This is a genomic window from Bartonella sp. AP9QHHD (assembly GCF_042195625.1).
Lineage (GTDB): Bacteria > Pseudomonadota > Alphaproteobacteria > Rhizobiales > Rhizobiaceae > Bartonella.
The window spans coordinates 41,963-66,853 of record NZ_JBHIOP010000046.1; the positions used below are offsets into that span (position 1 = coordinate 41,963).

The following is a 24,891-nucleotide window of genomic DNA, read 5'->3' on the forward strand; positions in this document are numbered from 1 at the left end:
TTCGTTTTATCGTAAAGGATTTAGGAATAAAAAACCTTTCTTCAGTATTCTCGTTCAACAGAGAAAAATGAAAAAATAAGTTTCATTATAAATCAATTTCTTACACTTGATTATTCTCCAAAAGATTCAGAAATATACTTTTATTCAACCGTGACTGATTTTGCTAAATTACGGGGTTGATCAACATCTGTTCCTAATAAAACAGCCGTATGATAAGCGATTAACTGAACAGGGAGTGCATAAATAATAGGAGAAATAAATTCTGGAACATCTGGCAAAGTGATCGTTGATAAAGTCTTAAGACAAGCTACTTCTGCTCCCTTTTTATCGGTTATTAAAATAATACGACCATTACGCGCTACCACTTCTTGCATATTAGAAAAAGTTTTTTCAAACCACCGATCATAAGGTGCAACAACAATAACGGGTATTGTCTCATCCACCAGAGCAATTGGTCCATGCTTTAATTCACCTGCCGCATAACCTTCAGCATGAATATAAGAAAGCTCTTTCAGTTTAAGAGCTCCCTCCAAAGCAATCGGATAAGAAGTTCCACGTCCCAGATAAAGAACACTTTTTGCATTCACCAAATCACGACAAATACATTCAATTTTTCTCTCTAATTTTAAGACCTCATTTAAAATACGTGGAACTTCTGCCAACTGTCGAACCAGTTGCTTTTCTATTTGAGCCGAGAGATAGCCACGTTGTTTAGCCGCACTAAGAGCGAGTGAAGCAAGCGTTGCCAATTGACAGGTAAAAGCTTTTGTTGAAGCAACACCTATTTCCGGTCCGGCAAGTGTTGGGAGAATAAAATCAGCCTCCCTTGCCATTGTTGATTGCTCTACATTCACAATTGTTGCTGTTTTTACACACCGCTCACGACAATAACGCAAAGAAGCCAATGTATCAGCTGTCTCACCAGATTGAGAAACAAACAGCGATAACACATCAGACGTTATAGGAGGTTCACGATAACGAAACTCGGAAGCAACATCATTATCAACACTTAAAGCGGCAAATTTCTCAAACCAATAGCGCGCAACTAAGGTTGAATAATATGCCGTTCCACAACTCGCAAAAAGAAGCCGATGAATATTTTTCCAATCAATCAAATTCTCAAGCGGTCGAACCGCATAATTTCCAAGATCAAGATAATGCGCCAAATTATGAGAAATCACTTCAGGTTGTTCAAACATTTCCTTGTGCATAAAATGACGATGATTACCCTTAGAAATCAATAAAGCCCCTTCAAGTAATGTCGTCACAGGACGTTTTACCGGTTGATTATTAGCATCATAAATTGTAACACCTTCCCGTGTGAGAACAGCCCAATCCCCATCTTCCATATAGCTAATATAATCAACGAATGGTGCCAAAGCTATGGCATCTGACCCCACAAAAAATTCATCTTTTCCATAACCAATTGCCAGAGGTGGACCAGAACAAGCCGCAATCATAAGGTTATCTTCACCTTCGAAAATAAGAGCAATAGCAAAAGCCCCCTGCAGCCTTTTCCAACTGGTACGTATGGCTTCTTGCGGAGAAAGACCATCTTTTAATGCACGCGTTATTAAATGTGCAATAACTTCCGTATCCGTCTCTGTTTCAAAGATACAACCATCCTCTATGAGTTCCTTTTGCAGTTCTACAAAATTTTCAATAATACCATTATGAACAATCGCAAGCTTTTCAGTCACATGGGGATGCGCATTGCGTTCAACAGCAATTCCATGCGTAGCCCAACGGGTATGACCAATCCCTAAACTTCCCTCCAGAGGTGTTTTTTTTAATTTTTCTTCTAAATGAACAAGCTTCCCCTCAGCACGTACACGATAAAGATGCCCATTATGGACCGTTGCCACCCCAGATGAATCATACCCTCTATATTCAAGACGTTTTAACCCCTCAACCAAAGAGGACGTAACACACCTCTTTCCAAGAACTCCAATAATTCCACACATTAAAAAGCTCCAACCCACATCTTAAGATTCAAATTTTACAAAACAATCCAACAGCCTTTATTTAAAACTATAAATAATAAAAATAATTCAAACATGGAATACGGCAATCTTTAAGAATAAATCTTCCATCCATCGTTAGATTAACACGAAACAAAAGAATAAGCTGAAAATAATCATTTTTTCTGTTTTTTTTCTAACAAACGCTCTCGAAATTTTGTCGCATAGCCCTCTTTTATAACCTGTCGTGCACGCCCAAAAGCCATACTGTTCATAGGAATATTTTCAGTAATAACACTTCCTGAAGCAACATAAGAGCCATCCCCTATTACCAATGGGGAAACAAGTGCCGTATTAGACCCAACAAAAGCATGATCACCAATCATGGTTTTATATTTGTTAAATCCATCATAATTGCAAGTAATCGTACCGGCTCCAATATTGGTATGTGCACCAATTTCGGCATCACCAATATAACTTAAATGATTGATTTTAGAAGATTCTCCTACCTTAGCTTGTTTGACTTCACAAAAATTTCCAATCTTTACGGACTTAGCCAACTCTGTTCCAGGACGCAAACGTGCATAGGGACCAATCTGTGCATCTCTACCAACCACAGCACCTTCGAGATAACTAAATGCATGAATAACCGCACCAGATTGTACTTTTACGTTTAACCCAAAATAAACATTTGGTTCTATCACCACCCCTGGTGCAATTTCTGTATCATAAGAAAAATAGAGTGTTTCTGGCTTTAAGAGTGTAACACCCGATAACATTAAATCGCGCGCTTTACGTTTTTGCCACAAAGAATCAGCCTCAGAAAGCTCAAGACCGTTGTTAATTCCTACAATATCTTCAAAAGGAACTTCAACAACACGCACATCTAATCCTTCGCGTGTTGCAAGAGAAGCAATATCTGTTAAGTAATATTCTTTTTTCACATTATTATTACCAACTTTCTCTAAAAGAGAAAGTGCATGTTTTCCACGCATAGCGAGTATTCCACCATTACAAAAAGAAATCTTTTTTTCTTCATCGCTAGCGTCTTTTTCTTCTACAATTGCAATCAATTGACCATTTTTCTCGAGAAGACGCCCATAACCTGTTGGATGTTTGGTATGAAAACCTGCAAAAACAACATCTGCTCCATCAGCAAGCTGTGCACGCATTTGGTGCAATGAATCTTGCTGAATGAGAGGAGTATCCCCAAAAACAATGAGCACATCATCCACCTCCTTTTGCAAAGCTAAACGAGCAGACAAAACAGCATGGGCAGTTCCTAAACGCTCTTTTTGTTCAAAAATCATTACATCTTTTACAAATGACTGAACAACGTGCGTAACCTCCTTAGCACCATATCCCACAACAACCGCTAATTGTGAAGAGCCTGCCAATTCTATTTTTTTTAGAACATGGCATATAAGAGGCAATCCAGCAATTTTATGAAGTACCTTAGGCAGAGACGATTTCATGCGCGTCCCCTCACCTGCGGCAAGAACAATAGAAAGACAACTTCTAACCATAAAAACACATAAGACTAACGAGAAAATCCAAAAAAAATCATAATATTGTGCCAACGAATATCTTCAATATAACTCAACGAAGGATAATGTTCTAAAAGCCAAAATGAAAGATCCTGCATAGAACCTGTTAAAAACAAAATCCCTGTAAGAATAAGAAAAACACCAATGATTTTTTCAACTTTTCCTAAATGAATACGAAAAGCTCCTAAAAATCGCATAAAACTGCTCGAAAATAAAGCTGCTAACATAAAAGGAATAGCAAGACCTAATGCATAAACCGCTAAGAGAACAGCTCCCTCTCCCACAGTTTCTTTTGTTCCAGCAAGCGTTATAATAGGACCTAAAATAGGGCCAATACACGGTGTCCAACCAAAGGCAAAAGCTAAACCGATAATATACGCGCCTAAAGGACCAGCAGGTGTTTTTTTGGTCTGAAAACGCGCCTCACGAAATAAAAAAGCGATCTTGAAAATCCCCAAAAAATTTAAACCAAAAATAATAATGACAATTCCAGCAGCAAGAGCAAACCAATCACGATAATAACCGATGAATTTCCCAATTGTACTAGCACTGGCACCTAAAGCAACAAAAACAGTCGTAAACCCAAGAACAAAAGCAATAACAGAAGATAATAAAGCCCACCGGATAAAGACTTTCTCATCAGGCTTTTCTGAACGAAAATCATCAATACCAACCCCTGCCATATAGCACAAATAAGGAGGAACTAACGGCAAAACGCATGGTGACAAAAAAGAGAGTGCCCCAGCAAAAAACACACCAACTGTTGAAATTTCAATCAAAATTCATACCCCGTCTTTCATCGTAGTTTACCCCCCCATGAACAACAATCAATCCACATCTTCATCAACTCGCTGCATATTTTCTTCATTCGCTATCACACTTATATCTTCATCATGACCAGAAACGACTGAAAAAACTTTTTGATAGATTTTATCTTTATTTTTAGCAATTGCAATATACTCTCCCTCCGCTAACACGAGTGAAACATACGCACCTACTGTTTCATAAACGATATCACCAGAATCATTGGCAAGAGACCAACTTGTATCTGCAAGCGCTTCTCCTCTTTCTTGTCGCACCAGCTTTAAGACAATCTGAGCGGCCTGATGTTCAAGAGTAACTTCTGTTATTTTACCCGCATCCACTTGAATATCCGAACGAGCCGTCGCATTAATAGAACCATAATGGGAAGCAACATGGTAGCGGCCAGCTTTTAAACGCACAACTGATTGGGGTTTAACATTTGATATAATTACTCCCGTATCATCATTTTCTTTTTCATCCTCATAAATGGTAAAACGGAGTTCCTTTTCATTCATTACGCCATTGAGCAGTGTTGCATTTAAAATGACACCACCAGCCTCAAGATTAAAGTTTTTTACAAGACTCTGCCCATTTTCTAAACGAATATGGCGCACAGCACTCATATGACCAAATGAGACATGAACAAGATAATTTCCTGGTTCGAGATCAAAACGTGCACTTCCCCCCTTATAGGTTGCCACTAATGGTAACTTATTATCAATCCCTAGAATAGGAGCATAAACCCGCCAGACAAGCCCTTTTTCAATATCCGGATGACTATTTGTTAATCGAGCATTCAAAATGAGTTGTGTTTGAGATGCTAAGTTTTCGTTCTCCTGCTTTTGAGTCTTTACAATAAAACTCCTTGATTGTCTCTGCTGCTGATCTTGCCCTTCTCCTGCTTCAGAAAAAGCACAGTGGCTCCAAGTCAATAAAGAAAGCGCCACGCACAACCATACACATCGGTGCACTATTTTTATAAGAATACCCATTTTTGCATTGTTGATCAACATGATCTTTTTTTCAAGAAACAATATCACACAGCCATCATTTTAAATTGAGAAACTTACACCACAACCACATGATGAAACAGCATTGGGATTGTGGATTTGAAAAGACTGCCCCATAAGATCATCAACAAAATCAATCTCAGCTCCTTCCATAAAAGGAAGTGATAGTAAATCAATAAACACAACTGCCCCGTCTTTTTTGAGAACGAGGTCATCTTCACACATTTCAGAAACCAAGTCATATTTATAAGAAAAACCAGAACACCCACCACCTTCAACAGAAATACGTAATGCTATTTTATCGGGTTCACGCAAAAGTATCTGTGCAATTTTTTTGGCAGCAATATCTGAAATTTTCACATTCATTTTATATATCCTTGCATTAAACCTTCAAGAAAGAGTATCCTACACTCAAAGAGCAGTTTATTTCTCATAAACCACTCTCAATTTTAAGATGATAATAGACAGCTTGCAATGGATATAGGCAATATCAACTTCAATTACCAATCTCGAGCAGTATACAGTGCTCATCCACAAACAAGCCGTGGTCGATTATACCATGAAACGATGAGCACCACACGCTCACCTTTTCAACGAGATAGAGATCGTATTATCCATTCTAATGCATTTCGACGTCTTAAACATAAAACGCAAGTGTTTATTGCTGATGAAAGCGATCATTACCGTACTCGCCTAACCCATTCCATAGAGGTTTCTCAAATTGCAAGAACATTAGCCCGTGCCCTGTGTCTTGATGAAGACCTTGCCGAAGCCATTGCCCTTGTTCACGACTTTGGACACACACCCTTTGGCCATGCAGGAGAAGATGCTCTTAATGAAGCCATGGTACTTTATGGCGGCTTTGATCATAATGCACAAGCATTACGCATTGTAACAAAACTAGAACAGCGCTATGCAAATTTTGATGGACTTAACCTTACATGGGAAACCCTCGAAGGACTTGTAAAGCATAATGGTCCCCTTTTAGGTCCTCACGCAAAGAATAAGGAGGTTCCTATCGATATTTTACAATACAATGCAAAGCAAGACCTTGCACTCGATTGTTTTGCAGGGCTAGAAGCGCAATGTGCTGCTATTGCAGATGATATCGCATACAATGCGCATGATATTGATGATGGTCTACGTTCGCAATTTTTAACACTCGATCAATTTGAACATGTTCCACTAACAGCAGCAATATTAAAAGATATAACAGATGAGCATCCCCACCTCGACCAAGCGCGTCGCGGTTACACACTTGTACGAAGACAAATAACAACCATGGTTGAAGATGTTATCAAACAATCACAAGAAAATTTAGCACGCATCAAACCAACAAGCATAAACGATATTCACCAAGCAAAACAAACCATTGTCACCTTTTCACCGACAATGACCGTTTATGAAAAAGAACTAAAAAACTTTTTATTTAAAAATCTTTACTACCATGAACAAGTTCTTAGTCGTCGCAATGCAGCAAAATGCATTGTACAAAAATTATTCAATTGTTATTATGAAAATCCAAATACAATGCCTGAAAGTTGGCAGAGCAAAACAGTGCACTTAAAAAATCAAGAGTTAGCACGTTTGATTGCTGACTTTCTTTCAGGCATGACGGATCACTACGCTCTACGTGAATATCAGCGTTTATTTGACCATACAGATAATTTCGTTTAATGGCTTTTGGCATCATCATGGAAGCTAAATATGAATATCTTTAAAAACTTCGAAAAAAAAATTAAGAGATCAATTGAATTATCTGATATAAAAGGAAAAAATGGAGAAGATCTAGATTTATCAAAAATCACTGTTGATCCTCCGCGTGATTCCTCCCACGGTCATTTATCAACCAATGCTGCTATGGTGCTTGCAAAATCTATTGGAATCAATCCACGTGCACTTGCAGATAAAATCATAGAACTTCTTAAAAATGATTCCTCTATCGAAAATATAGATGTTGCCGGTCCTGGTTTTATAAACATAAAGCTTACAAAATTATTTTGGCAAGATGCTATAAAATCTATGCTTGAATTAGGCACTTCTTATGGTCGTATTCCAATGGGACAAGGAAAATGCGTCAATGTTGAATATGTCTCAGCAAATCCCACTGGACCAATGCATGTAGGACACTGCCGCGGAGCAGTTGTTGGGGATGTTCTCTCCAATTTGCTACAATTTACGGGCTATAACATTACAAAAGAGTATTATATCAATGATGCGGGTCAACAAATCGAAGTCCTCGCCCATTCGGTACTATTGCGCTATCGTGAAGCTCTTGGGCAAGAAATTAATGAAATTCCAGAAGGACTCTATCCTGGAGAATACTTGATACCATTGGGTCAATCGCTTGCTCAAGAGTTTGGTGACCAACTCCTCACGATGGATAAAGATGAAGCCTTATCTCTTGTGAAAGAACGTGCAATTCATGCAATGATGTCCATGATTCGCGAAGATTTGGCTGCTCTTAATATTTATCATGATATCTTTTTCTCTGAGCGAATGCTTTATGCAGATAATGCACGCGCCATTCGTAACACCATCAACGACCTCACTTTAAATGGTTATATCTACAAAGGAAAACTCCCCCCTCCCAAAGGACAAAATACAGAAGACTGGGAACCAAGCGAACAAACTTTGTTCCGTTCAACAAATGTCGGTGATGACCAAGACCGTGTTTTAGTCAAATCTGACGGTTCTTACACTTATTTTGCTGCTGATGTTGCTTATTTTCGGGATAAATTTAATCGTCATTTTGATGAAATGATTTATATTCTAGGCGCAGACCATGCGGGCTATGTAAAGCGGCTAGAGGCAATGGCAAAAGCAATTTCTGGGGATAAAGCTAAATTAAGTGTCTTCTTGTGTCAATTGGTAAAACTTTTTCGCAACGGTCATCCTGTACGCATGTCAAAAAGAGCAGGATCTTTTGTCACTCTACGGGATGTTGTCGAAGAGGTTGGGCGTGATCCTGTGCGTTTTATGATGCTATACCGTAAGTGTGAAGCACCTCTTGATTTTGATTTTGCAAAAGTAACAGAACAATCAAAAGATAACCCCATCTTTTACGTACAATATGCAAGTGCACGTTGTCACTCAGTCTTTCGTCAAGCACAAGAAGCGCTTCATATTAAAAGCTTTTCAAATAATACATTGATTGCCCATCTTCATCGATTAACAGATGACCATGAAATATTGTTAATACGCAAACTTTCTGAATATCCACGTATCATTGAACAGGCCGTAATTCATAAAGAACCGCATCGATTAGCGTTTTACCTTTATGACCTTGCCTCCAGCTTTCACACCCATTGGAATAAAGGGAGTGAAAATCTCAATTTACGCTTTATTCAACCTGATGATAAAGAGTTATCCTTTGCAAGATTAGGATTGATACAAGCTGTTATCAATATTTTATCATCAGGGCTTACCATCATAGGAGTCGAAGCACCCATAGAAATGCGTTGAAAAAGTTCTATAAATACATACAATAGGTACTCTATTGATAAACTTTTTCATGTATCCTTGCATGAGAGGGGGAAAATTTATAATTTTAATATAACAAATCAAAATCAACCATTGATTGCACGTAAGTGCAAACCATCATGTGAGAAAAGCTATGAGCGATAACGATCGCAAAAATCTACACGAAACAAAACACGATCATGAACACCATGATCCTTTAGAAAGGCTTACGCGCATTTTTAATCCGCACAAACAAAGCGGAAACCAAAATGAGCAATCGTCTTTAAAAACAGAACGATCAACATCTCACCCCGAAACATCATCCCATGATGATGATTTTGATTTCTCCTTTCTAGAAGAGGAACTTGAAAAAAATTTAGCACATGACTTACCGTTTGATGATCAAAAAAAACAATGGGACTTGCATGCAACCAGCAACGCAACAGCCTCAGATATTGCACAATCTTCTTCTTTCAACCATTCAAAACAAAATAATTTATCTGAAGAGAAATATTCTTCACCTAGCAGTCATGATGAAGAACAAATTTTAGATGAGCTTTCTCCATTACCAATCCCAAAGAATCAATCACATCAACAGAAAAAAACAGCAACCAATGCTGATCCTTTTCTTGAAAAAAGTAATCTTATGTCACAATCAGAATCAGAAAATTTCTTTTTTGATAAATCTGAAAGGCACGAAAATAAGAGAGAGACGCCAGAAGATGTTGAACAAACCAATCGTTTTTCACAAATAAATTCACAACAACCTGAGACTACGAATATACAAAAAACTTATGAGGACAATCAAAACCTCTATGACACTCCTATAAACCATCCCTATAAAATTTCAGCTGATCAAGAAAATTGGATTAAAAAAGATTATCCTGATGTCTCCTCTTCTACAGAGGAAAATGAGTTTTTCTCATCTTCTAATCTTGTGTCAGAAAGACAAAACACTGCAAGAAATCAAACAACAAGTACCTTCTCCTCACCTTTAGATTCTCCACCAGTTGATAGACAATCTTATTTAAAGGGAGCTTCACAAGAAGATCATACAACCAATTATCCCCATTTTTTTGCAGCCCCCCCCTCACAACAAAAAACTTATGGCGAAAAAGTTCCGATATATGATGAGGCTCGAGCCCAATACATCAATAACGCCGAAGGTGCCTCTAACCCAAATAGAGAAATTTCATATAATGAAAATAATTTAGATGAGTTTCTTTCCTCATCCCCCTCTTTAAATACAAAACAAACGGATGGCTTTTTTGCCCATAACTATACGCACAGAGATACTCCCCCTCCCAATGTTGATACTTATAAATTTTCAGAGGAAATCGTAGAAAAAACTGGTCCTATTATGGTTCCAGAAGTCCCGTATGAAGCGCCAGAATATGATGTGCCAACTAATGGTGGTTTAGAAGAAGAATTTGCTGATGTACTCAATGTAGGGAATGTCCCAACGGATAATTTTTCTCAAAAAAAACAGAAAAACGAGGTTTTTAGTGAAGTTTTTCATCAGTCTATGCAAAATTCAAAAGAAGGTGTTTATATAAACTCTAAAGAACAAAATTCCGACTATTTTTCTTCTGCCAATATGGAATATAATTTTCCCTCTTTTAGCGAGAATTCATCATACACAAACTCAGATGAGGTTCCCACACCTCCATCAGCTCCTCCTCCCTTAAAAAGTTTTATTTTTGGTAAAACTTTCATTAAAGGTTTTTTTATACTTATTTTAATAGGACTTGGGTTTGCTGGTTATTCTCATTTTTTTATGCCATCACAAAAAAATGAAGAAACGGTCATTATCCACGCTGATAATACGCCTTTTAAATTCAAACCAGAAACAACTGAAACGAAAAATGATGTTGCACATAATTTAGATATTTATAAACAAACAACTGAACAAAATGAGAAACAAGAAAATACACAACAATTTCTTATTGATAACTCTGAACAACCTGAAAATTTAAAAGAATTAAACCCTGAAGAATCTTCAAGCGTTTCCTCATCGTCTTTAAATGAATCTGATGTTGAAGATGCAGTCACAGAAGCCATAAATCATACTATTCCAATGCGAGAAGTACAAACTGTTATTGTCAATCAAGATGGTACAGTTACACTAGCCCCCGCGCATCAAACAAACAGCAAAACTGCTGCTCAATCTGAAGAAAGCATTGATCAAACTTCTAATGAACTTCAAGATTCGTCCCTTGTTTCGTCGCATGATTCTGATATAAACGACCAAGAAAGAGATCATGATCTCAAAAATAATATTGATAAAATAATCGCAGAAAATAATTCTAGCTCAAATATTGAAGAAAAATTTATCCCTATCCCTTCCCATGCAGAAAGAAATACACAAGTTGAAACACCAGCCGCGTCTCGCCCCATATCACCAAACAGAGTCGCAGCACAAAATTCAGAAAGTTATTACGTACAACTTGCATCTCAACCAACGTATGAGCTCGCTAGAAATTCTTTAAAAAATATGAAATCTAAATTTGGATTCCTTATCGGTGCCCGTTCTTTAAATATTCAATCCGCTTTTATACCAGGAAAAGGTACTTATTACCGTGTTCGGATTCAAGCGCAAGACCGTAATGAAGCCATAATCCTTTGTGAATCCATTAAAAGTTCTGGTGGAAGCTGCTTCATCACACGCTAAACCAATAATGCAACGGTTTTAACAACCGTTGCATTATTTATTTCCATACCATTTAATTACTTATCAAAAACTTCAGAAATTAAATTCCTCTCTTTTTTATGTCTTTGTGCTGACTTTATTCCTTAATCTACGTCGATTTTCGCCCTATCTAAAAAATTATATTTACGAAAAAATTACTCCGTACCCTTATAGGTATAAGGTACAGGAGGAAGCGAATTTAAATCTTTTTTGGGCGTTGTTACACTTTGGCTTGTTTCTGGGGTATTATAACGCGAACTATGTTCAGGAGATTTTGCAAAAAAAGATCCTAAAAAACCAAAAATAAACCAGATAATAACCATCGCAAGAAGAATAGCAAAAATACCCTTAGCGATTGAAACAGGTTGTTCATGACCTCTTCTTTCTGCGGCCATACGTTCTTCATATGTGTGATAATTTTTATCAATCATAGTGGATTCCTTTTCTCAATTCCCTTACCTTTAAATTTCTAGAAAATATGCATATATGCAATTATTCAGATACTTATTGTGAGAAAACGATAATTATAAACAAAAGTTCCAGTTTACTTCATAAAGTTGAGAAAAAGAAGCGAGGATAGAATTAAAATATCTACCCTACTCTAGCCTTTGAATTCTATAATAAACCCCTTTGTATTCTATAATAAAACATTGACACAAAGGTTTTGTTAATAATAGAGTTATAATCAAAATATTTCATTATTTTTATTAATAAAAATGAAACATACTCAAAAGGTTTTTTATGAAATCTCCCATATCATCGCTTCCCTTTAAAATAGAAAAACACCCATCTCCTCTGTCAGAAGAAAAATATGAAGAAATTTTAAAAAGTCCCGGTTTTGGTCAATTTTTTACAGACCACATGTGTACTATTCAATGGACTGAAGACAAAGGCTGGCACAATGCCGTCATTTCTCAATACAAAGCTTTAGAAATTAACCCTGCAAGTACCGTTTTACATTACGGACAGGAAATTTTTGAGGGTTTAAAAGCATATCGTGCAAAAGATGGACGCATCTTGCTCTTCCGTCCTGATGCCAATGCACAACGCTTTATAGAATCAGCACAACGTTTAGCTATGCCAGAATTGCCAAAAGATATTTTTCTGGATGCCGTTCATCAATTAGTAAAGATTGATCAAAAATGGGTTTCTGATCAGCCCAACGCTAGCCTCTATATCCGTCCATTTATGTTTGGCAATGAAAACTTTTTGGGAGTCCGCCCTTCTCAAGAATATCTTTTTTGTGTCATAGCCTCTCCAGTTGAATCCTATTTCAAAGGAGAAGAAAAATCTGTCAGCGTCTGGATTGAAACAGATTATAGTCGTGCCGGTCCAAGAGGAACAGGGGCTGCCAAATGTGGTGGAAACTATGCAGCAAGCTTACTGGCACAAAAAACTGCAACTGAAAATAATTGTAGCCAAGTACTCTTCCTTGATATGATTGAACATAAATGGATTGAAGAACTTGGTGGTATGAATGTCTGCTTTATTATGGACAATAATACACTTGTAACCCCCCCACTTAATGGAACTATCCTTCCAGGGATAACCCGTGATTCAATCTTAAGGTTAGCTCAACAAATGGGATTAAAAATAGAAGAGCGTCCTTATTCTTTTACAGCGCTTCAAGAAGATGCAAAGAGTGGACACCTTAAAGAAGCCTTTGCTTGTGGTACAGCTGCCGTTATCACATCAATTGGTCGTTTTAGATATAAAGGGGGAGAATTTATTATTGGAAATGAAACAGTTGGAGAAGTTACAAAGCAGCTTCGTACACAATTGGTTGGCATTCAAAAAGGGAACATAGAAGATAAAAATGGCTGGGTACATTCTGTCCAGATCTCATAATATTTAAGGTATTCTCATATCTATAAACGCTTCCATGAAAGTAGATTCATGGAAGCGTTTTTCCTAGAAAAACTCCCTCTATTTTTAGTGACAAAAAAGAAAGCATTAATCAAATTTCGAATGATTTCTATGCTTTGCTTTAATATTACGGACTGTACCCGTATGGGAGCGCATTACGAGAGTTTCCGTTTGAATGTAACGAGATGTAAATTTAACACCAGAAAGCATATTGCCATCTGTCACCCCTGTTGCTGAAAACAAAACATCACCCTTTGCCATTTCTTCCATTGTATAAACCTTATTGGGATCACTAATCCCCATTTTAGCTGCACGAGCAATTTTCTCTTCTGTATCAAGCAGCAAACGACCTTGCATCTGTCCTCCAATGCAGCGCAAAGCAGCAGAAGCTAAGACACCTTCAGGTGCTCCACCAATCCCCATATAGATATCAATACCTGTTTCTTCTGGATCAGTTGTATCAATAACAGCAGCCACATCTCCATCCCCAATCAAGCGAATCGACGCCCCTGTCGCTCGTACTTCATTAACCAATTTTTCATGACGAGGTCTATCCATAATACAAACAACAATCTGATTAACAGTCACTCCTTTAGCCTTCGCAAGAGCATGTATATTATCGGTAGGACAAGCATCTATATCGACTACTCCCTTTGGATAACCAGGACCAATAGCAATTTTGTTCATATAAACATCAGGGGCATAAAGGAGATTACCCTTTTCAGCAATTGCAACTACTGCCAAAGAATTGGCAATATTTTTAGCACAAAGTGTTGTACCCTCTAGTGGATCAAGTGCAATATCGATCGCCAATCCACTTTGAAGACCTACTTTTTCTCCAATATAAAGCATAGGCGCTTCATCCCGCTCACCTTCACCAATCACCACTGTACCATCAATAGGCAATCGATTAAGTTCCTGCCGCATTGCATCTACAGCAGCTTGATCCGCTGCCTTTTCATCGCCACGTCCGCGCCAGCGTGCAGCAGCAACAGCAGCACGTTCAGTAACACGTACCAATTCAAGCGTCAAAATACGATCAAGTCCATTTAAAATCTTCTGAGTTGTGGGCATATGAAAAAATCCTACCGAATGAATACCAGAAAAAATATGAGTCCTTATTAAATACTAAGAATAAAGTTTTTTGGCAAAGATGAAAATTTTCCACAAGAGATAAAAGAACTCAAGCGTGCTTTTTTTATTATCAAGAAAGTTATCAATTCTTTGCCATAGGTTCAATACGAATAAATTGAGATTTTGCAACAAGATGTCCATCTTTTTCAATTTCTGCAAGTGCCTGTCGTACATTCATCTCTGTTGTTTCGTGCGTAATTAAAATAATTGTTTTTTCAATTTGATCTTCTACAAAAGATCTTTGAACAATCGACTCCAATGAGATGTGATTATCAGCCATATGCCTTGCGACCTCGGCAAAAACGCCAGTACGATCATGAACATTTAAACGAATAAAATAACCACCTGCATGATGCGAAATACGTGCTTTTTTATGAGGAGCAAGTTCTAATGCTGGACGTCTTAAAACAGGTGCATACTGAAAACCAGAACGTGCTTTTGCTATATCAGCCAAATCACCAATAACGGCTGATGCTGTTGCCTTTCCTCCGGCGCCAGGACCAGAAAACAGTAATTCACCTAATAAATCACTTTGAATAGAAAGAGCATTGGTTACACCATTTATCTGTGCAATCATTGAGGATGTTGGTACCATTGTTGGATGAACGCGTTGCTCTATTCCAGAATCCGTTTTTAATGCAACCCCTAAAAGCTTAATCCGATACCCCAATTCATCAGCTGCTCGAATATCAATTTGCGAAATATTATGAATTCCTTCAACATAAACATCATCTAACGAAACAGCAGTTCCAAATGCCAAGCTTGTCAACAAAGCTAATTTATGAGCAGTATCATTTCCCTCAATATCAAAACTTGGATCTGCTTCAGCATACCCAAGTCTCTGTGCATCTGCTAAACAATCTTTAAATGAAAGACCTTCCGTAAACATACGTGTTAATATATAATTACAGGTTCCATTGAGAATACCATAAATTCGCGATATGTGATTACTAACAAGTGATTCTCTCATCGCTTTGATGACAGGAATCCCCCCTGCAACAGCTGCTTCAAAATGAAGAAAAACACCTTTTTTTTCTGCAATTATAGCCAGCTCTACTCCATGTCGAGCAAGAAGAGCTTTATTGGCTGTTACAACATGATGTCCCGCCTCAAGCGCTCTCTTAACAGCGGTATACACCACATCCAATTCACCACCAATTAACTCTACAAAAACATCAATCTCATCAGAAGCAGCCAACTCCACAGGTGAATCAAACCATTTTATATCACTGAGATCAAGTCCACGATTGCGGCCTTTATCGCGCGCACTAACAGCAACAACTTTGATGAATCGTCCACATTGACAAGCTAAACTATTCGCTTTTTCACATAGAGTTCGAACAACTGAAGTACCAACTGTACCAAGTCCCGCAACACCAACTTTTAAAGCTTCTGCCATTATTAACCACTGATCCCTATCTTTACTGAAAAATCGTTTAAATGATGTGCCAATCAACACAAAAAGTACTTATGTTCATAAGAACAAAAGAAATACCCTGCTCTATTCACTTCATGTTCTCCAATAGAATGATCCCCGCTTGTTCAATCAACATTCCTAAAAATATAATATTTATTGTCTTCAAAGATTTCAGAATCTTTATAAAACATCTAATTCAGAATGAAAATCTGTAAAACTGATAAATGCAAGTTGCCATAAAGAAAAGTTCTAAAAAATAATCAATAACAAGTTAAAGAATATTAAGGATTAGTAAGAAAGAATAAAAACATCTCTTCTAAATTAACAAATACGGAACAAAAAACATTCTTTTATATGATAAATTAAAAGAATGGATAAAACAAAGTAGATCAGTAAATAATAACACATTCCTTCCTACCATTCCATAGTTTGAACTATAAATCTTTAATGCAAAAATATTAATGAACCCATATATCAAAATAGAACCTTACATTAAATTAAAAAACAAGAATTAATATGTGTATACCATAATTCTGAAATATTATGAATATGGAGAATAAATTTACAAAACTCGAATATTTTATCTAAACTTATTGCCACCTCTCTGAAAAACTAGCGAATTGAAATGAGAAAAAACTCAATCTACCCTTTATCCACGCTAATTCATTTTCAAATCAAGAACCTTCTCAATATGTAAAAGAGCAAATGAATGGTTTTTAATTTTAAAAATTTTACAGACATGTAAAAGTAAATATGAAAAAATATTTTTTTATATTTTCTATAAAAATTGCTTTAATATTTTCATTTTTATCATACAGATATCTATTTATATTTTGTTAAACTGCAAATAATTTATGGATTATTCATCAAAAAAACTTTTGTATGATTGGTATTATTTGTTAATTTGGTAATAAATATTGTCTTTCCACTTCATAAATTATACAGTTTTTGCTTTATGATAAGCTCAAATGAGAAATCTTTCTGTATAAAGGCTCTTTCAAGCAAGTTAAATAATATTCTCATGTGGTGAGCAAAGATAACAAGCGATAAAATATGCAAAAAATAAATACATTAAAAATGCTGTTTTTGATCATTTTTGCCTACTCCTCAAAACTGAAAATATCATTCCCTGAGATGATACCCACATCAAAATTTTCTATCAATCATGATAACTTTATATTTTTTCTACAAAAAATCTTAGAAAATAAAATGATCTAAACAGGAATCGCTCAAAAATTATTCAATAAAACACACTTTTTTCAAAAAAAATGACACAGAGGGCTTGCGAAGTAAAAAGATCCTCTCTATAAGCCTCATCATTGGTTTGCGCCCATCGTCTAGCGGTTAGGACATCGCCCTTTCACGGCGGAAACAGGGGTTCGATTCCCCTTGGGCGTACCATGTTTCTTTTTTCTATGTGTAATATATTCATTTTATTTGTGTTTTTAAAAATGAGGGATGCATAAATAAAAATGAGGGAATAAGATTTTAAAAGGAATATCTTCGTAAAAAGGATACAAGAATCATTAGGTGATTAATTTCTTTGTTGCATTTCGAGGATAGTGCTTTACTGCGCATAGTTAATAACAATAAGAATCGATAAAACATAAGAATTAGAAGATTCTAGCTCGCGATACGGTAATTTTATAAGTCATATTCTTGCGTATGCTGTTAATTTTTAAATTAAAACCAGCCGCATCATTTATACGTTTTTTTCAACCTTCAAAATTGAAGTTTATCTCAAACGCATTTTATATGAAGCATTTCTAATTACAGTGCCTTTGTTATCACATTAAACTTTTTATAAACAAACAGACCATAAGCTTAGAATTGAAATAGCAATATAAAAATAGTTTCTTATTCACCTAACACAACAAATCAAGAAACTATAATTCAGAATACGATCAACTTATTAAATGGAATCTCTGATAATAAAAATGCATAATCCCTATCCCCCGGTGATCTAACTACCTTATCTATTAAACAGATTCTTCATCAATCATCGAATAATTATAGATTTGCAAACACATCACTTCTTTTCAAAAATTAAACCCTCCAACAAAATTTTACACTCTATTGATAATATATTCTAAAAGCTCATATTTGAATGCTTTTTTCCCTTGTTTTTACTTTTCATTATAAACTTGAAAGTGTTATACAAGTAGTATCGCTTAAAAGAAAAAGGATTTCTAATGGTAAAGATCAAAGTAGAAAACCCCGTTGTTGAACTTGATGGGGATGAGATGACCCGCATCATCTGGAAATATATCAAAGATAAATTAATCCATCCCTACCTCGACATTGATCTAAAATATTATGATCTTTCCGTCGTAAATCGTGATGCAACCAATGATCAGGTAACTATCGATTCTGCCAATGCTATCAAAAAATATGGGGTTGGTATAAAATGCGCAACCATCACACCTGATGAGGCACGCGTTAAAGAATTTAACCTAAAAAAAATGTGGAAATCACCTAATGGCACAATCCGCAATATTTTAGGAGGAGTCATTTTTCGCGAACCCATTATCTGTAAAAATGTCCCTCGCCTTGTTCCTAACTGGACAAAGCCAATTATTATCGGACGTCACGCTTTTGGTGATCAATACAAGGCAACAGATTTTAAATTTCCAGGAAAAGGGAAATTAAGTATTAAATTTGTCGGTGATGATAATCAAGTTATTGAACATGATGTTTTTGATGCTCCAAGCGCAGGGGTTGCCATGGCTATGTATAACCTTGATGAGTCAATTCGTGATTTTGCCCGCGCATCCTTTAATTATGGACTACAACGGAATGTTCCAGTTTATCTTTCAACAAAAAATACCATTCTAAAAACTTACGATGGTCGTTTTAAAGATATCTTTCAAGAAATATTCGATACGGAATTTAAAACTGAATTTGAAAACCGTAAATTATATTACGAACACCGTCTTATTGATGATATGGTTGCTTCTGCATTAAAGTGGTCAGGTGGATACGTATGGGCATGTAAAAACTATGATGGTGATGTCCAATCTGATATTGTTGCCCAAGGCTTTGGTTCTCTGGGTCTCATGACTTCTGTTCTCATGACACCTGACGGCAAAATTGTTGAAGCAGAGGCAGCACACGGCACTGTAACACGCCATTATCGTCAGCATCAAAAGAATGAAGAAACATCAACGAACTCTATTGCATCTATTTTTGCATGGACGCGTGGACTAGCGCACCGTGCTAAACTAGATAACAATGAGAAGTTAAAAAACTTTTCCACGACATTGGAAGAAGTTTGTATTAAAACCGTCGAAGAAGGTTTTATGACCAAAGATCTCGCACTTTTGATTGGGCCTAAACAAAAGTGGCTTTCTACAACAGGTTTCCTCGATAAAATTGATGAGAATCTCAAAAAAGCAATGGGCAATTAAGTTATTACTTAAATTAAAATTCAAAGCTCTAAACAGAGCTTTGAATTTCTCTTGGCAAATTCAAAGAAGTACCTTATAAGTAAAAAGAGGATAGATTTTTATTAAATAGCAAACAACAGTGAAAAAACAGGGCTGGTCTGCGCTTTTATTGGGTAAAAATGGTCTTTGCTTTTTAACGTTTACAGGTGGAGTTGTGTTACACGCCACCAACGTTTATATTGTTATTACTATTTTACCCTCTCTTATGAATCATATTGGCAGTGAAATATATTATTCTTGGGTGGCTACTGTCTTTATTACAGCTTCACTCGTGGGTACTTCACTTGCAACAAAAATATTAGGGAAATTAGGTCCTCGCAATGCGTATGTTATTTCTGGACTTATCTTCACCCTAGGCACTTTTATGTGCAGCATTTCTTCATCTATGCCATTGTTTTTAATAGGACGCTTTATTCAAGGATTTGGAAGTGGTTCTTTGTTATCCCTATCCTATTCCATGGTACGGATTGTTTTCAGCCCATCTTTATGGTCACATGCATTAAGTATTATCTCTGGAATGTGGGGAATATCAACCTTGTTAGGACCAGCAATCGGGGGGCTTTCTGTATATTATGGGCTATGGCGAGCATCCTTTTTGATCATTGGCGTATTAGCTATATTTTTCTCACTCATCGCCTTTAAATTTTTACCAAAAAAGAATGAAAACGATGTTCCAACACCCCCTCTTCCTCTTCTCCAGCTTTTCACACTCACCTTATTGATTTTTATTATTTCTGTTGGAGGGGCTATGGAGTCTACAATAGCAAAAATTTGCGGATTAGTTATCGGACTTAGTCTTCTTTTTGTTCTAGCAAAAATCGAATCATCTACCCCTCATCCTATGTTGCCCCGCAAATCCTTTTCTTTCTCTTCTGAAATCTTTTCTGTTTACGCATTGATACTCGTTATGACAACAGTCGTATACAGTATAGAACTTTATTTTCCACTTTTTCTTCAAGAGCTTCATGGGCAAGCTCCACTTATTGCTGGTTATATAGCAGCACTTATGAGCCTAGGGTGGACATGTGGAGCCATCTCAAGTGCTGGTCTCTCCACAAAAAAAATTCGCAACATCATTGTATACTCGCCCCTATTAAAACTGTTAGGCATAATGATTCTTTTATGGCTCATCCCAACAGAAGTTTCCGCGCTTGAATATATTTTTATTATTTGCTTAGCACTGTTTTCTATTGGAATCAGTGCGGGCATAGCATGGCCACATTTGCTCACAAGGATCTTACAATGTGCAAATGATGAAGATGCTCTCCGTGCCAGTGAATCCCTTACCTCTGTACAACTATTTTCAGCAGCCTTAAGTGCAACTCTAGCAGGAGTCATCACCAATCTTGCAGGCCTCTTTAATCCTGGAGGAACAATAGGAATGATCTTAGCAGCAAAAACTCTTCTTATAGTGCTCATGGGTCTTTTATTTTGTCTTGCTATTCCATTAGCACTGCGCATTTCTTACTTCATATTGAAAAACCCAACAGGACATTCCAATAACTAAAAATAAATATAAAAATTCCTTCTTCATTAAAAAAATGAAAAATATTAAGCATGCTTCTCCATATACCATGAGATGCAAAAAACCATTAATCCACACAAAGTTAGAACACTTCCTAAAACAGCTGTATATTCATAACTATAGCCCAATTTTAAAACTAATGCTCCAGATTCAGCACCAAGAGCGTTGGCAATATTAAAAGCAGACTGCATTAATGCTCCTGCCAAAATCTGTCCCTGTAGTGCAACATCCATAATTTTTGTTTGTATAGAAGGCATAGCAGCAAAAGAAGTTCCAACAAAAAAGCATCCTATTGCCGCTGTTAACGGAGCATAGGATAAAAAGAAAAAAAGAAAAAAAACAAATACGCTCCAAAGCATAGAGAAAAATATCATCGGTGAAATGCCAATTTTAACAGCTAATTTAGGCCCCAAGAGATTTCCTATCACCATTCCCAATCCAACTAACGGCATAATAAATGGTACCCACTCAAGTGAAACACCAGAAATATGCATTAATGTTGGCTTGATATAAGTGAAAACAGAAAATAATCCTGACGCTCCCACCGACACCATCAACAAAAGAAGCCACACCTGCTTTTGCTTTAATACACCCATTTCTTGCAAAGGATTCGTTTTTGGAAAACTTGAATCACAAGGAAAAAAATTCCAAATAAGCAAGCTACACAATAAAGCAATCATACCCACAAGGACAAAAGCAATCTGCCAACCAATAAGTTGACCAATCCAAGTAGCACTGGGTGCTCCCAAAACGGTTGCAATTGTTAAGCCGAGCATAACATATCCAACAGCTTTAGAACGTTCTTTCATTTCTACCATTGAAGAAGCAACCATAGCCGCAAGTCCAAAATAGATTCCATGGGGAAGTCCACTGAGAAAGCGTAATACTACTAATATGCTAAAATCAGAAAAAAAGGCACTAGCAATATTTGCTAAGGCATAAAAAAGCATTAATCCCATCAAAACAGTTTTGCGTGATACCTGAGCTGTTGCCACAGCTAAAAGAGGTGCTCCAATCACAACTCCTAATGCATAAGCAGAAATATATTGACCAGCGGTAGGAATATCAACATAGGAACTTCGTGCCATCTCTGGCAGTAGCCCCATTGCGACAAACTCTGCAGTACCAATAGCAAAACTCCCCACGGCAAGAGCTAAAATTATTAAACGCCGTATTCTCGAATCAATTCCCAATGCAAGAACCTTTTGTTGATAAAAATCCTTCATACTATCACTTCTGGATAGGAGTTTTAACTGTAAATATCTGTAATACACACAAACAAAAATTCAAAACATTATTATACGCATGCCCAATAGTCCCCAATAAAGTTTTAGAAATATTTTGATATATAAAGCATTTTATAGAGTTTTAAGTAAGATTCTTTAATGGAAAATCTTTGAAAACCTCAAGATCATAGACGTATTCACCTATTTCTATCAGATCTACCAGATAATAAACTTTGTCTCCTCTTTTCAGCCATTGTAATTTTACAGTGAAAACTTTATTTTGCAACGATATACTATATCCTATAAATAATTCTAAAATTTGCCGAAGAATGCATTTCAAACAAGTGAATAATATCTCATCATTATCTTGATACAAAGATAAAACTTCTCCCCCAAAATTATTGTTGCTTTATTTTGCTACCTGAATACAGATCCCCCAAATCGATAAGCTATAATTTCAACTTTAGGCCATTCTTATAAATTATTATAGAGTCTTTTAAAAATTCTCATGATAATAGTGCTTGGTTTCTAGATTTATTAAATACCCTCTTTTAGACATCTTTACCCCTCCCTCATCTAACAGAGGAATCGCATCAGATATCTAACTCACTATCTGTAAATTAAAATATTCACGTAAATATATTATGATTATTTTCAGATAAATTCTATAAACAAAGCAAAAAACAAATATAATAAATTTTGTATAAGTATGTTTATTGATGTTTTATAAACATGACAATTACCGTGATTAATATTTAATTTATTATGACATAATATCTATATTTTTATTATATAAATAATATTACATAAATCTATTTTAAAGAATATTTATATATAAAAACTTAAAAAATAAAATTATAACATTTTAAATGTTGTAATTTTATTTTAGTTTTATTTTAATTTTCTAAAAATTTATCTGTTCGATTGTATATAATCCATTCTTTACCTTTAGTAATAAAAAACACAAAGTAGCTCATAAAAATACAATTTTCATACTTCTTTAAGAGTTCGCTAACGCCTCATTAACATTGTTGCTGTAAACAGTCATCAGAAACAGAAAAACTGTTTTTCTCCGGATCAGGTAGCGCGTACCGGAGTAGCAGTTTCTGTTTTTATCTAGTAATTAGAAAAAGAATATGTGCCCTATAAAACCGCACTGTTATATCCTAAGATAGTGGAATTTTATAATTTTGGAAGATGTTTCTAATTTCATTTTTTAGCTAAATTTGTAAGTGCGAGAATAAATTCAATAAAAAAATGAGGCGCTATATTACGATTAATATTTTAGCGTCCTTGTGCCCATAGAGCACGCGTTTCAGCGCAAAAATCGGCATAACAGCCTTCCTCAATGGCATCACGAATTCCCTGCATAAGTTGTTGATAATAAAAAAGATTATTCCACGTCAACAACATCCCCCCAAGAGATTCACCAGATTTAATCAAATGATGCAAATAAGCACAACTATAATCATGTGCTGCTGGACAAAGTGACTGTGGATCAAGAGGAAGTGGATCTTCTGCATAACGCGCATTACGCAAATTAATTCTACCAAAGCGGGTAAAAGCTAAACCATGACGTCCTGCACGCGTCGGCATAACACAATCAAACATATCAACACCACGAGCAACACTTTGTAAAATATCATCAGGTGTCCCTACTCCCATAAGATAGCGTGGTTTATCCTCTGGTAAAATCGGACAAGTAGTATCCAATACTGCTGTCATAACACTCTGCGGCTCACCAACAGCAAGCCCTCCAATAGCGTAACCTTTTAAATCTATTTCTTTTAATGCTTGAGCAGAACGTTCACGCAGTTTCATATTATCACCACCTTGAACAATCCCAAACAATGCTTTATCTGGCTGCTCTCCAAAAGCTGTTTTACAACGCAGCGCCCACCGCAATGAAAGTTCCATAGCTTCTTCCATTTCTTTTTCAGTTGCGGGTAATGCAATACATTGATCCAACTGCATCTGGATATCCGCACCAAGAAGTTCTTGAATTTCGATAGAACGCTCTGGACTCATTTCATAGTAGGCTCCATTAATGTAAGAACGAAAAATCACACCTTGTTCAGTAATTTTACGGATTCCCGCCAATGACATAACCTGAAAGCCACCAGAATCGGTTAAAATAGGTCCGCTCCAGCGTGAAAATTCATGTAATCCTCCTAAACGCGCAACACGTTCAGCTCCTGGACGTAACATTAAATGATAAGTATTCCCCAAAATGATATCTGCACCAAGATCACGAATTTGATCCATATACATAGCCTTAACGGTTCCTGCCGTCCCAACAGGCATAAATGCGGGTGTACGAACACATCCTCGCCCCGTTATAATTTCGCCTCGACGTGCATACCCATCTTGAGCAATTTTTCTATAATGAAATGTCTTTATCATAACTCTCGTCTTTTTGATTCCATCAATGCATATCTCTATAGAAAGAAAAAAGATATCCCCTTACGAGCATTGTCAAAAGCTTTATGAATTAATTTTTGATTCGCTCAATATTGTAATCAGCATCAAAAATTAAACGAGATAAAAGAACATTTCTTGTTAAGAAACCACCATAATAAAAGTGATAATCTAGCTCCCAAAAAATAGTAAAATCCTTATAATATCATACCTCAAAATACCTACGCTTATCCTTAACAGAACTGCAACATTATTATCACAATAATTTCATCTTCACATACTTCCATAAGCAGTAACTTTGTACCCATAGAAGAAAATTTTGAACGCATTGTACAGCTTACATATTCTTTAACTTTTACAGATAAAAATTTTTCATCTACTGGGCA

16 protein-coding genes and 1 tRNA gene are annotated in these 24,891 nt (G+C 36.2%); 7 read left to right on the top strand and 10 right to left on the bottom strand.

The annotated features are described in order from the left end of the window. Nucleotides 1-140: 140 nt before the first annotated feature. From glmS to ACFIK4_RS03290, 5 genes are all read right to left on the bottom strand, one after another. Entirely contained in the window at nucleotides 141-1,964 is a 1,824-nt protein-coding gene (gene glmS, locus ACFIK4_RS03270) for a glutamine--fructose-6-phosphate transaminase (isomerizing) (protein ID WP_375674964.1), read from the bottom strand. Nucleotides 1,965-2,137: 173 nt separating this feature from the next. Then, nucleotides 2,138-3,487, bottom strand: coding sequence for a bifunctional UDP-N-acetylglucosamine diphosphorylase/glucosamine-1-phosphate N-acetyltransferase GlmU (glmU, locus tag ACFIK4_RS03275; protein WP_375638217.1), 1,350 nt, complete (start codon nucleotides 3,485-3,487; stop codon nucleotides 2,138-2,140). Between the two features lie 14 nt (nucleotides 3,488-3,501). Beyond that, entirely contained in the window at nucleotides 3,502-4,290 is a 789-nt protein-coding gene (locus ACFIK4_RS03280) for a cytochrome c biogenesis CcdA family protein (protein WP_375675001.1), read from the bottom strand. Between the two features lie 45 nt (nucleotides 4,291-4,335). Beyond that, the gene (locus tag ACFIK4_RS03285; RefSeq protein ID WP_375638218.1) at nucleotides 4,336-5,325 is read right to left on the bottom strand and encodes a carboxypeptidase regulatory-like domain-containing protein; all 990 of its coding nucleotides are present in this window, start codon (nucleotides 5,323-5,325) and stop codon (nucleotides 4,336-4,338) included. 39 nt (nucleotides 5,326-5,364) lie between these two features. Beyond that, entirely contained in the window at nucleotides 5,365-5,688 is a 324-nt protein-coding gene (locus ACFIK4_RS03290; protein WP_375671866.1) for a HesB/IscA family protein, read from the bottom strand. Between the two features lie 108 nt (nucleotides 5,689-5,796). Here ACFIK4_RS03290 and ACFIK4_RS03295 point away from each other — a divergent pair, with 108 nt between their 5' ends. The 3 genes from ACFIK4_RS03295 (at nucleotide 5,797) to ACFIK4_RS03305 (ending at nucleotide 11,455) form a co-directional block, all read left to right on the top strand. Continuing rightward, on the top strand, nucleotides 5,797-6,999 hold the full coding sequence (locus ACFIK4_RS03295) for a deoxyguanosinetriphosphate triphosphohydrolase (protein WP_375638219.1): 1,203 nt from the start codon (nucleotides 5,797-5,799) through the stop codon (nucleotides 6,997-6,999). Between the two features lie 30 nt (nucleotides 7,000-7,029). Then, entirely contained in the window at nucleotides 7,030-8,787 is a 1,758-nt protein-coding gene (gene argS / locus ACFIK4_RS03300; protein ID WP_375627798.1) for an arginine--tRNA ligase, read from the top strand. 151 nt (nucleotides 8,788-8,938) lie between these two features. Next, complete coding sequence (locus tag ACFIK4_RS03305; protein ID WP_375674965.1) at nucleotides 8,939-11,455, top strand: SPOR domain-containing protein; 2,517 nt, start codon at nucleotides 8,939-8,941, stop codon at nucleotides 11,453-11,455. A 173-nt stretch (nucleotides 11,456-11,628) separates the two neighbouring features. Here ACFIK4_RS03305 and ACFIK4_RS03310 read toward each other — a convergent pair whose 3' ends face one another. Next, nucleotides 11,629-11,904 (bottom strand): hypothetical protein, encoded by a 276-nt coding sequence (locus ACFIK4_RS03310; protein ID WP_375627800.1) that lies wholly within the window; start codon nucleotides 11,902-11,904, stop codon nucleotides 11,629-11,631. 310 nt (nucleotides 11,905-12,214) lie between these two features. On the opposite strand from ACFIK4_RS03310, the gene ACFIK4_RS03315 reads away from it, so the two are divergent. After that, a complete protein-coding gene (locus ACFIK4_RS03315) occupies nucleotides 12,215-13,321 on the top strand; it encodes a branched-chain amino acid aminotransferase (protein ID WP_375627801.1) in 1,107 nt (368 codons plus the stop codon). Nucleotides 13,322-13,426: 105 nt separating this feature from the next. Here the strand turns inward: ACFIK4_RS03315 and glpX are convergent, their stop codons facing one another. Together glpX and ACFIK4_RS03325 are read right to left on the bottom strand one after the other, a co-directional pair. Then, a complete protein-coding gene (gene glpX / locus ACFIK4_RS03320) occupies nucleotides 13,427-14,413 on the bottom strand; it encodes a class II fructose-bisphosphatase (protein ID WP_375617770.1) in 987 nt (328 codons plus the stop codon). Between the two features lie 142 nt (nucleotides 14,414-14,555). Further along, nucleotides 14,556-15,872, bottom strand: coding sequence for a homoserine dehydrogenase (locus ACFIK4_RS03325; RefSeq protein ID WP_375674968.1), 1,317 nt, complete (start codon nucleotides 15,870-15,872; stop codon nucleotides 14,556-14,558). Between the two features lie 1,344 nt (nucleotides 15,873-17,216). Between ACFIK4_RS03325 and ACFIK4_RS03330 the strand changes: the two genes are divergently transcribed. The 3 genes from ACFIK4_RS03330 (at nucleotide 17,217) to ACFIK4_RS03340 (ending at nucleotide 20,843) form a co-directional block, all read left to right on the top strand. Next, a tRNA-Glu gene (locus ACFIK4_RS03330) sits at nucleotides 17,217-17,291 on the top strand. Nucleotides 17,292-18,082: 791 nt separating this feature from the next. After that, nucleotides 18,083-19,297: an NADP-dependent isocitrate dehydrogenase gene (locus ACFIK4_RS03335; RefSeq protein WP_375613103.1), complete on the top strand. Its 1,215-nt coding sequence runs from the start codon at nucleotides 18,083-18,085 to the stop codon at nucleotides 19,295-19,297. A 118-nt stretch (nucleotides 19,298-19,415) separates the two neighbouring features. After that, entirely contained in the window at nucleotides 19,416-20,843 is a 1,428-nt protein-coding gene (locus ACFIK4_RS03340) for an MFS transporter (protein WP_375629058.1), read from the top strand. 44 nt (nucleotides 20,844-20,887) lie between these two features. Here the strand turns inward: ACFIK4_RS03340 and ACFIK4_RS03345 are convergent, their stop codons facing one another. After that, on the bottom strand, nucleotides 20,888-22,087 hold the full coding sequence (locus ACFIK4_RS03345; RefSeq protein ID WP_375629055.1) for an MFS transporter: 1,200 nt from the start codon (nucleotides 22,085-22,087) through the stop codon (nucleotides 20,888-20,890). A 1,284-nt stretch (nucleotides 22,088-23,371) separates the two neighbouring features. Continuing rightward, nucleotides 23,372-24,490: a tRNA guanosine(34) transglycosylase Tgt gene (tgt, locus tag ACFIK4_RS03350; protein ID WP_375629052.1), complete on the bottom strand. Its 1,119-nt coding sequence runs from the start codon at nucleotides 24,488-24,490 to the stop codon at nucleotides 23,372-23,374. Nucleotides 24,491-24,891: the final 401 nt, after the last annotated feature.